This is a genomic window from Streptomyces sp. NPDC104367, from assembly GCF_055583825.1.
Genome location: NZ_JBVJND010000007.1, coordinates 276,997 through 287,498 on the forward strand (window position 1 = coordinate 276,997; position 10,502 = coordinate 287,498).

General features: G+C 72.9%; 9 protein-coding genes. 2 read left to right on the forward strand and 7 right to left on the reverse strand.

Translation table 11 applies throughout. The features are described from left to right. Positions 1–47: 47 nt before the first annotated feature. Positions 48–437: a cupin domain-containing protein gene (locus ACZ619_RS13515; protein ID WP_469598081.1), complete on the reverse strand. Its 390-nt coding sequence runs from the start codon at positions 435–437 to the stop codon at positions 48–50. A gap of 171 nt (positions 438–608) precedes the next feature. Then, positions 609–1,814, reverse strand: a complete 1,206-nt coding sequence (locus ACZ619_RS13520; RefSeq protein ID WP_469598083.1) for a glycosyltransferase — start codon at positions 1,812–1,814, stop codon at positions 609–611. Positions 1,815–2,141: 327 nt separating this feature from the next. On the opposite strand from ACZ619_RS13520, the gene ACZ619_RS13525 reads away from it, so the two are divergent. Continuing rightward, entirely contained in the window at positions 2,142–2,810 is a 669-nt protein-coding gene (locus ACZ619_RS13525) for an NTP transferase domain-containing protein (protein WP_469598085.1), read from the forward strand. Between the two features lie 96 nt (positions 2,811–2,906). On the opposite strand, the gene ACZ619_RS13530 is transcribed toward ACZ619_RS13525, so the two are convergent. Together ACZ619_RS13530 and ACZ619_RS13535 are read right to left on the reverse strand one after the other, a co-directional pair. After that, the gene (locus ACZ619_RS13530) at positions 2,907–3,440 is read right to left on the reverse strand and encodes a GNAT family N-acetyltransferase (RefSeq protein WP_469598087.1); all 534 of its coding nucleotides are present in this window, start codon (positions 3,438–3,440) and stop codon (positions 2,907–2,909) included. A 162-nt stretch (positions 3,441–3,602) separates the two neighbouring features. Further along, complete coding sequence (locus ACZ619_RS13535; protein ID WP_469598089.1) at positions 3,603–4,823, reverse strand: transposase; 1,221 nt, start codon at positions 4,821–4,823, stop codon at positions 3,603–3,605. Positions 4,824–5,057: 234 nt separating this feature from the next. On the opposite strand from ACZ619_RS13535, the gene ACZ619_RS13540 reads away from it, so the two are divergent. Then, positions 5,058–5,903 carry an SDR family oxidoreductase gene (locus tag ACZ619_RS13540; RefSeq protein ID WP_469598091.1) on the forward strand — a complete coding sequence of 282 codons (846 nt, stop codon included), beginning with the start codon at positions 5,058–5,060 and terminating at the stop codon, positions 5,901–5,903. A 224-nt stretch (positions 5,904–6,127) separates the two neighbouring features. Here the strand turns inward: ACZ619_RS13540 and ACZ619_RS13545 are convergent, their stop codons facing one another. From ACZ619_RS13545 to ccrA, 3 genes are read right to left on the reverse strand one after another with little or no spacing between them, the layout of a single operon-like run. Further along, positions 6,128–7,162 carry a beta-ketoacyl-ACP synthase III gene (locus ACZ619_RS13545; protein WP_469598220.1) on the reverse strand — a complete coding sequence of 345 codons (1,035 nt, stop codon included), beginning with the start codon at positions 7,160–7,162 and terminating at the stop codon, positions 6,128–6,130. 11 nt (positions 7,163–7,173) lie between these two features. After that, positions 7,174–9,003, reverse strand: a complete 1,830-nt coding sequence (locus ACZ619_RS13550) for a fatty acyl-AMP ligase (protein WP_469598093.1) — start codon at positions 9,001–9,003, stop codon at positions 7,174–7,176. A gap of 49 nt (positions 9,004–9,052) precedes the next feature. Further along, entirely contained in the window at positions 9,053–10,402 is a 1,350-nt protein-coding gene (ccrA, locus tag ACZ619_RS13555; RefSeq protein WP_469598095.1) for a crotonyl-CoA carboxylase/reductase, read from the reverse strand. Positions 10,403–10,502: the final 100 nt, after the last annotated feature.

Genomic DNA, 10,502 nt, shown 5'->3' on the forward strand with positions numbered 1-10,502 from the left:
CCAACGGCCCACTTCGGTCGTGCCGTGTCACCTCGCCGGTGCCGCGCTCACTTCGGGGGTGCCTCGCTCCCCTCGTCGGGGACGGCGTATCCGGAGACGGACGGCCAGCGCAGGGTCATGACCACGGAGTCGTCCTCGGCGCACCAGGAGTGATCCACGCCCCGGCCCCAGACCACGTAGTCGCCCTGCTGCTCCAGCAGCACGCTGCGGCCGGGGAACTCCATCCGGAAGCGTCCCGAGACGAGCACCAGCAGAGCCGTCCGCACCTCGCCCTCCACCCACTGCGCCCGTCGCTCGCCGCGTGGATGCACACCCCACTTGACCTCGACGGCGTCACTGTGGCGGGGATCGCCCCGCTCCATGAAGTGCCCGAGCAGCCACCCCCGGTTCACCGCCGCGTCCTTGCCCGCACTGCCCACGTACACGCCGTCATCCATGATCCGAACGCTAGCAACCCGGGGCGCGGTGTCCGTCGCGGGGCGATCGGCCGCGGGTGCCGCGACATCGGCCTGCCTCGGCCCCGAACGGGCGTGCCCCGCCCGGGACTTCGGCAAGTGTGACCGCTGAGTCCCGCCCTGACCGCTCCGCGGGCTACGGGGCGCCGTCGTTCACCACGACCCGTCTGCCAACCGGTGCGCGGCCACCTCCGCTCCGTCGGCGCGCAGCCGGCCGCCCAGGGACCGCGCCCGCGCCCGGGTCTGCGGTGACAGAGCGGTCTTGAGCGCGATACCCAGCGACTCGACGGTCGTGGTCGCGGCGTCGAGGGCCGCTCCGAGCTCCAACGCAGCCACCCGGCCCGCCCAGTACGGGTTGTCCGACAGCTGGAGCGGTATCACCACCTGCGGCGCTCCCGCCCGGGCCGCCGTCAGCGTGGTACCCGCGCCGCCGTGGTGGACCACGGCGGCGACCCTGCCGAACAGGCTCTGGTGGCTGACCTCGCCGATGGCGAAGCAGTCGTCCCCGCCGTCCACGAGATCCAGGTCCGCCCAGCCGCGGGACACCAGCACCCGGTGCCCCTGCGCGCGGATCGCCTCGACGGCCATGCCGCCGATGCCCTCGGCCGGGGACATGCTGCCGAAGCCCACGTAGACCGGCGGGCCGCCGGCGTCCAGGAACTTCAACAGGTCCGGGGGGAGGGGGCGTTCGTCAGGGAGGGTCCACGCGCCGGTCTGCACGACGTCGAGGCCGGGTGCCTCCCGCCACGCCCCCAGCACCGGGTCCGCCGCCAGCCATGGGCGGTCGGTGAGGATGTGGTCGCGCACGTCGTCCACCGGCGGCAGACCGAGCACCGCCCGGTGCGTGTTGAGCGCCTCGCCGAACTGCGCGTCGACGTTCCGGGCGTCCAGCTCCCACAGCGTCCGGTTGTCGGCGGTCCCCGGCTTTGGCCAGCCCGGCCGCGGCGGTGGCGCGTGGTGCGGCGACGGCAGGTGGACCGCCGCGTAGCTCACGTACAGGTAGGGGATCCCGGCGGCCTCGGCCACGGACCGCGCGGCGACCTGCCCCAGGCCTGCCGCCACCACCACGTCGCATCCGTCGAACGCCGCGGGGAACGTGGCGAACTGCGTCTCGACCAGTTCGTTCCGGTAGCGCGCCAGGTCCGTCGCCGACGGCAGCGTCTTGCCGCGCATCAGCTCCTTGACGGCCGGCCCGACCGGGACCAGCCGCACTCCGATGCCGGCGAGCCGCTCGGCGAACTCCTCGTCCGGCGGGGCGCACATCCGCACCGCGGCGCCGAGCGCCCGTAGCCGCACCGCGAGCGCCACCAGCGGCTCGACGTCGCCACGCGTCCCGTATGTAGACAACAGCACCCGCATCCAGCGTCCTCTTTCGTCGGGTCGGCCATGCGGTCGGGAATGATCGGCAGCAGTGTAGGTCGCCCGGCGGCCCGGGTGAACGGTGATCACCACGCGTCACCGCGCCCGGCCATGGCGCTCAACTCGACCGATTCAGCGCAGAGTTGGACCTTCGGGCGTTACGGGGAGCAGCCGGTCCGGGGACCGTGGTGCGGGTGGGGCCGGAGGTTCGGCCGCGGTCAGCCCTGGGCAGTCTGTGCTCGGCGAGGTGTGCAAGATCCCCCATCGTCCACACAACCGGAGTGCCACGCGATGCAGAGTTCGTCCACACCCGTACCCGATGTCTCCGTGATCCTCCCCTGTGCCGGCTACGGAACACGTTTCGGCGCCCCCTACCCGAAGGAGCTGCACTGTCTGGCCCCCGGGGTCACCGTGCTGGACCGCAGTCTGGAAGCGGTCGTCGAACTCGCCAAGAGCGGGCTCAACGTGCGCCTGGTCGTGGTGTTCGGCACGCACAAGCTGGACACGGTGAGCCATCTCGCGCGGTACGCCGACACCTTCCAGATGGTCTTCGTCTACCAGGACGAGTCGTTGGGGTCCGGTCTCGACGGGGCGATCCGGTCCGCCCTGCCGATGACACAGGGCCCGGTCGCCCTCGTCCTGCCGGACATCGTTGTCGCGGGCGCGGACGCACCGGGCAGACTGCTGGACGCCTTACGGCAGGCGGAGGTGGCCGGGTGGAGCGTGGTGGCCGCCGAGGAACGGGACCACGACACGCTGCGGCAGATGGGCGCGCTGGCCGTGGCCGAGACGGGAGGGGTCCTGACCGTGGGAGCGGCCACCGACAAGCCGGCGGACCCTTCGGGCTTCAACGCGTTCTGGGGCATGGTCGCCGTCACCGAGAGCGAGGCCCACAGACTGCCCGACGTCGTGGCCCTCGGAACCCCCAACCCACTGGCCGGCGCGGTCGCCCTCATGGTGGAGGGCATCGTCAACTACAACACCCCTACGGGCTGACCTCCGTGCCGGGCTGGGAGAGCGGCGCGATCGCACTCGGGCACCGGTGCCGTGCCGGTCGGGCCGCTGACGTCTCGGGCGCGAGGATACGGCGCTTCACGCCTGGAACTCGGTCAGGTCGATGGCGTGCACGTGCAGGGGATAGCCGTACACCGGGTGCGTCGTCTCTCGCTCGGGGATCATCCCGAGCTTGCGGATGACGTTCTCCGAGGCGTCGTCCCCGAGCCGGTTGATGCTGATGACGCGGTCGAGGCCGCGGTCCTGGAGGGCGAACTCCAGCGTGGCGTGGGCGGCTTCGGAGGCGTATCCCTGGCCCCAGAACGGGGAGCCGAGCCGCCAGCTGATCGCCACGGCGGGCAGCACCTCCGGCAGGAACTCCGGTACGGACAGGCCGGTGAATCCGGCGAGCTCACCCGAGGCCAGCAGCTCGACGGCGAAGAGGCCGAAGCCTTCCTCGTCCCACTCCTCCTCCCACCGCTCGATGGCCTCCGCCGTGTCGTCCAGGTCGCGCGGCGAGCCGTCGTCGATCCAGCGCATGACACGGCGGTCCGCGTTGATGTCGGCCATCGGCGCGAGGTCGTCGTCCTGCCAGCGGCGCAGGAGCAGGCGTGGGGTGCGGATCTCGGTCATGGTGCCCATCCTGCCGAAGGAAGGGGCCGCACCGGTAATCCGACGCACTCGGGGTCCGGCGGACGACTTCGCTGGTGCGGCCGATCGGAACCGGCGGCGCGTGCCGTACGGCGAGCGGCACCACCCCGACGTGCCGCACCGGCCCACGGCTCGGGAGCGGGGTCAGTCGGATTCGTCGGGGCGGGTGCGGGTACGGAGTCGGTGTTCTTCCTCGGCGGCCTTCTTGAGAGGGGCCAGCAGCGGTGTTCGCGTCGTCGTGGTCCCGGACGTGCGGATGAGCGTCTCGAAGGTGCCGGCCAGCGCCCACTGCTGGAAGCGGTGGTGCACGGTCTGCCACGCGCCGTAGCGTTCGGGCATGTTCCGCCATGAACTGCCGGTGCGGAAGCGCCACATGACCCCGTCGAACTGATCGCGGAGGCCCTCCGGGCAGGGGCCGCGCTCGCCGAGGGGGAGGAGGGGGACGACCGCCTTCCACTGGGCGTCGGTGAGGCCGTCCTGGCCCGGGGCGGTGCCGGGGGCGGCGGGCGACGCGGCCAGTTCCGTCAGGAGCGAGCGGACCGTTCCGACGATGTTCATGGCCATGGAGGGGTCGGTGCCCGGCCGGGCGTGGGCGCTCATCCGGATGGGGTGGGCCTGGGGGAGGCCGGGGTACTCGACCAGCCCGTCGTAGCCCCGGCCGGTGGCCGCCAGGAGGGCCACGCCCAGTCCGGCGCGGGCGGCCTCCAGCACTCCGGTCAGATAGCCGGCCTCGCAGATCACCGACGCCGGGACGGCGTGGGCGGCGAGGACGTCCAGAGCCTGACGGCGCACCGCGCACGGCTCCTCGATCGCCGCCAGCGGTATCGCGGCCGGGGCCGGCGGCGCGGTCCACCCGGGAGCCGCGTACCACCTCAGGGGCAGCTCCCCGACCGGCACCCCCTCCACGGCGACCGCCTCGGTCACGTACACCGCCAGGTCCACCGACCTGCGGTCCACGGCCTCGACGAGCCGGGCGGAGCGGTCGACACGGAACCTCACCTGGCAGTTCGGCATCGTCTCGTGGACGGCCGCGGTGATCCTCGGCAGGATGAGGTCCGCGATGTGCTCGGCGGAGCCGATGACGACGGTGGCCGACCCGGAGCCGAGCAGCCGGCGGGCCGCCTCGTCGTGCACGTCGAGGATCCGGCGCGCCTCGTCGAGGAGGAGTCTGCCCGCCGTGGTGAAGCGGGTGCTGCGCCCGGTCCGTTCGACGACCGGCCGTCCCAGGGTCTTCTCCAGCCGCCGCACATGCTGGCTCACCGCCGACTGACTGAGCGTCAGAGACTCGGCCGCCCTGCGGAATCCGCCCTCGTCGGCGACCGCGACCAGACTGCGCAGCGCGATGATGTCAAAGACCGGTCTCATGGCCGCACGCTAGCATCAACCGATAAGTGATTGCGATCATTTGGTCGTACTGTTCCTTGTTGGGGCCGCCAGCGGGTCCGGCGTGTTGTCAAGTGGTTCGCGCGGATACGCGAAAGGTAGGGAAGGGGGCCGGGAACATAGGGGTTGGCCGGTTCCGGGGCCGGTGTCACGGTGGGCGGGACGCCCGTTCCGCTTCCGCCGCTGTGCGGCCGCGCTCAACCGGAAGAGACATCCATGACTGCCCTGCGTACCGTCCTTGTCACCGGCACCTCCTCCGGCATCGGCCTGGCCACCGCGGTCCGGGCCGCCGAGGCCGGCTGGCACGTCGTCGCCACCCTCCGTGACACCGGCCGCGACCGAGCGCTGCGCGCGGCCGTCGAGGCGGCGGGCGTGAGCGACCGCGTCCGGATCACCCGCCTCGACGTCACCGACCCCGGGTCCGTCACCGCCGCCGTGGCCGAGGTGATCGACGAGTACGGCCGTCTGGACGCGGTCGTCAACAACGCCGGCGTCGGGCGGCTCGGCACCGTCGAGCAGATCGGCGTCGAGGCCTTCCGGTCGACGCTGGAGGTGAACTTCTTCGGAGCGGTGGAGGTGACGAAGGCCGCGCTGCCGCACCTGCGCGCCGTCGGCGGCCGGCTCATCGCCGTGTCCAGCCTCGGCGGTCTCATCGGGCAGCCCTTCAACGAGGCCTACTGCGCCGCCAAGTTCGCCCTCGAAGGCTTCCTGGAGTCGCTGGCCACGGTCGCCGCGACGACCGGGGTGCGGGTGTCGGTCGTCGAACCCGGCCCGGTCGCCAGCGAGTTCGTGGCGCATCTGGAGCCGTCCGTACCCGGCCTGATCGAGAACGCCGGGCCCTACGAGGCCGCGTTCAAGGCGTACTTCGCCAGTACGGCGGGACTCTTCGAGCAGGCGCAGAGCTCGGCCGAGGCCGCGGCCGCGGTCGTCGACGTGCTCGGCGCGGAGGAGCCGCCCTTCCGGGTCCAGACCTCGGACCTGGCGCGCGGGCTCGCCGCGATCAAGCTGGCCGACCTGGACGGCTCGGCGGTCCAGGCGGTCACCGGGCCCTGGCTCACCTGAACACCGGTACCCCGCGGAGCGGATCCCTGAAGGGGGTCTCCCGGAAGGGTCGTGCCCGGAATGGGCATGCAGGGAAGGGGCGTGCAGGGAAGGGTCGTGCCCGGAAGCGTTGTGCCGGGGAAGGGCGGTCCCGGGCACACCGGTCCCGGGCACACCGGTCCCGGGCACACCGGTCCCGGGTGCACCGGTGCCGGGTGGGCCGGTGTTGGGCAGGCCGGTCCCGGTCACGGCAGCGCCACCACCTGCGCCGCGTGACCGAGGCCCGCGCCGAAGCCCACCAGCAGCGCGAGACCGCGGCGCGGGACGGCGCCCCGCGCGAGCAGCTCCTCCAGGGCCAGCGGGATCGACGCCGCCGACGTGTTGGCCGTACGGACCACGTCACGGGCCACCACCACGTGCGGCGGCAGCCGCAGCGCGGCCGCCGCGCCGTCGACGATGCGCAGGTTGGCCTGATGGGGGACGAACGCCGCCAGGTCGGAGGGGTCCACACCCGCCGCGGCGAGGGCCTCACGGGCCACCGCCGGCACCGTGGCCACCGCCCAGCGGAACACCGCCGGCCCGTTCATACGCAGCGTCGGCGCCACCGCGACCGGCGTGCCCGGGGTGGGCCAGGGCCCGGAATGGGCGATGGCCCCGTGGCGGTCGCCCGCCGAGCCCCACACCACCGGTCCCATGCCCGGCTCGTCCGCCGGGCCGACGACCACGGCTCCGGCACCGTCGCCGAAGAGGAAGGCCGTGCCGCGGTCGGTGGGGTCGACGATGTCGGACATCCGCTCCGAACCGACCACCACGACATGCCGGCTGTTCCCCGACCGGATCAGCGAGTCCGCTGTCGCCAGCGCGTGCACGAAGCCCGCGCAGGCCGCCCCCACGTCCAGCGCCCCGGCCGCACGGGCACCGATGCGGTGGGCGACCCGGGGAGCGGCCGGCGGCGACTGCTCCAGCTGGGACATGGAGGCGAGCAGCACGGTGTCGACCGCGTCGGGCGCCACACCCGCCTGGGCCAGCGCCTTGAGCGAGGCGGCCGTGGCCATCTCGACGACGGACTCGTCCGGCGCGGCGAAGTGCCGGGCGGTGATGCCCGACCTGCGCCGGATCCACTCGTCGCTGGAATCGATCGCCGCCGCGACCTCGGCGTTGGACACCACCCGCGCGGGCCGATGGGCCCCCACACCGAGGATCCTCGAACCCGGAACGGCCGTGGGACCGTTCAGACCCCGGACCCCCGCACCTTCGGCCGACGCCTCCCGCGCCGTCACCCCGGTCCCGGTCATCGAGGATCCCCCGAACCCGGCGCGGCCGGTGTGCCGAACTCGCCGTCCAGATAGCGCCGGCGGGTCTCCCGCCGCTGTACCTTCCCACTGGACGTCTTCGGCAGCGCACCTCTTCTGACCAGCACGATCTCGTCGGGCGCCAGCCGCTGCCCGTCCAGCACCGCCTCCCGCACCCGCTCGCGCAGGCCCTCCGCGCCCCCGTCCCGCAGCGCCCGCCCGTCGGCCTCGACGACCACGACCAGCCGCTCGGCGACGCCGTCGTCCACGGAGAACGCCGCCGCGCAGTTGGGCCGCAGCGCCGGGTCGGCACGCTCCGCCGACACCTCGATGTCCTGCGGGTAGAAGTTGCGGCCCTTGCGGATGATCACGTCCTTGAGCCGGCCGGTCACGAACAGCTCGCCGGCGTGGACGAAACCGAGGTCGCCGGTGCGCAGCCACGCGCCGGTCGCCTCCTGCCCGGACAGCCGGGCGGCGAAGGTGTTCCCGCTCTCCTCCGGACGCCCGTGGTAACCGCCCGCGACACACGGTCCGTTCACCCATATCTCACCGACCCGGCCGTCCGGCAGCGCGGACAGCGTCCCGGGGTCCGCGACGCGCACCGAGGTGGCGCCCACCGTCGTACCGCACCCGACCGCGTGCACGACCCGCACGTCGGGCACCGCGTCCGCGGGAGCACCCGAGGGACCGTCCGCGACAGCGTCCACGACAGGGTCCGCCGCCGGGAGCGGTTCGACGCGCCCCTCGCGCAGGGCCTCGGCGTCGATCCGGAGCAGCGTGGGCTCCTGGTCCTCACGGCTGCCGGTGACCTTGAGGGTGTTCTCCGCCAGCCCGTAGCCGGGGCACATCGCCTCGGGCCGGAATCCGGCCCCGGCGAACGTCCGGGTGAACGCGCGCACGGTGTTCCACCGCACGGGTTCGGCCCCGTTCGCGGCCACCCGCAGGCTGGACAGGTCCAGCCCCTCGGACACGCCGTTCTCGGCCGCGTCCCGTACGCACAGCTCGTAGGCGAAGCTCGGCGCGGCGGTGTGGCTGCCGCGGAACCGGGAGATCGCCTCCAGCCAGCGGGCGGGCCGCCGGATGAACGCCTCGGGCGCCATGATGTAGGACGGGATGCCCGCCCACAGCGGCAGCACGACCCCGAACAGCATCCCCATGTCGTGGAAGAGCGGCAGCCAGTTGACCACGGCGCTGTCCGGCCGGCAGGGCCACAGCAGATCCGTCTCGGCCGCGTTGGCACGGAAGTTGGCGTGGCTGACCCGCACGCCCTTCGGGTCGCCGGTGGAGCCCGAGGTGTACTGGAGCAGGGCGATGTCGTCGGGGCCGGCCGCCGGGCCGGTCCACTGGGCGGCCGCCGCGGGCGGCGGCTGCGACTCACTGTCCAGCAGGGTGAGCCCCGCCAGTTCGGGGGTGTTCCCGAAACGTTCCTCCAGGTCGTGCCGGACGGCCGCCGTGGTGAGCACGGTGACCGTCCCCGCGTCGTCGGCGATACGGCGCAGCCGGATCAGCCCGCGCAGCCGCGTCGGCACCTGCACGGGAGCGGCCGCCACCCCCGCGTACATGCAGGCCAGCAGGGTGGTGACGAAGTCCGGGCCGGACGGGTGGAGCAGGACGGCGGCGCCGCCGCGCAGCCCGGCCGCGTCGAGCGCGGCGGCCCGGGCGCGCGCGGCCTCGTCGAGCTGCCGGTACGTCAGGGTCTGCGCCGGGGTCTCCCCGTTGTGGAGGAAGACGTAGGCGACAGCGTCGGGCTGGGTCTCGCTGCGCAGCCGCAGCGCCTCGGGCAGGGAGGGCAGCGCGGTCGCCAGGGGATCGAGGGCGGTGGCGGTCATGGGCGGCGGTCCTCTTCTCGCTGTGGTGCGGTGCGGCGGTACGGCCCGCTCATGCCACGTGGGCCGGCTGGACGGTGGAGCGCAGCGGGCTGAGCCACTCCTCGCCGAGCGCGGCCCGCGTCTGCGGGTCCGTCACCCCGAGTCCGGGGGCGGGGGCGAGCCCGAGCACGCCGACCTTGCCGGTGTGGTTGTTCGTCTGCACCAGGCGTGCCGCCTCGCCGACCTCGGCGAGGGGGTAGACCTCGGACAGGACGGGCGCCACGCTGCCGAGCTTCAGCAGCCGCATCATCTCCGCGGCCTCGTTGAGGTTCATGCCGTGGCTGCCGACGATGCGCTTGAGGTTCATCCAGAAATAGCGGTTGTCGAAGGTGTGCTGGTAGCCGGTGCTCGACCCGCACGTGACGACGGTGCCGCCGCGGCGGGCCACGATGACCGAGATCCCGAACGTGGCCCGGCCCACGTGGTCGAACACGATGTGCGGATCCTCGCCCAACTGCGCCCGCACGGCCCGGCCCAGCCGTTTGGCGAGCTCCACCGTGTCGGCGCCGGCCGCCAGTTCGCCGCCGATGCCGATCTCCTCGCGGTTGATCACCACGTCGCAGCCGAGCCGCGCCAACAGCTTCGCCTTCGCCTCGGAGTTGACCACCCCGACCGGGATGCCTCCGCCGTTCTTCACCAACTGCACCGCGAAGGCGCCCAGTCCGCCGGTGGCACCCCAGATGAGGACGATGTCGCCCTGCTTGATGCGGGCACCCCGGTCGCTGACCAGCATCCGGTACGCGGTGCCACCGCACAGCGGCACACAGGCCGTCTCCTCCCACGTCAAGTGCGCCGGCTTGGGCAGCAGTTGACTGGCGCGTACGACGGTGTAGTGCGCGAGGCCGCCGAAGTTGGTCTCGTACCCCCAGGCCTTCTGGTCGGCGCCGAGCATGCCGTCGTGGTGGGTGACGGGATCCTGCTCGTCCACGACGGCCGCGTTCACCGCCACGTGGTCGCCGACCTTCCAGCGCCGGACGCCCGCGCCCACCCGCACCACCACACCGGCCGCGTCCGAACCGATGACCTGGTACGGCTGGTCGTGCCGGGCGGTGTAGCCGCCGCTCCGGGCGAAACGCCTGAGCGCGTCGAACGTCGACACCGGCCTGAAGGTCGCCGACCAGACCGTGTTGTAGTTGATGGAACTGGCCATCACGGCCACCAGCACCTCGTCCGGGGCGAGTTCGGGCATCGGAACCCGGCCCACCCGCAGCGAGCGCCGTACGTCGGGGTCCGCCTCGCCGTCGAAGATGCCGACGTCCTCACGCCGGATGTGCGCGGCGACGAAATCAGCCGGCACGGGAGCGCGCTCCAGCTCGTCCGCGGGGGCTCCGCGGAGAACCGCATCGGTCAACGCATCCATCTGTCATTCCCCTCGGGTCATGCGAATCAAGGCACTGTCGAACGTTTATGGAAAAAGCTAGAGTGGGTCAATTTCGATGGGGAACCCCTAAATCCAGTGC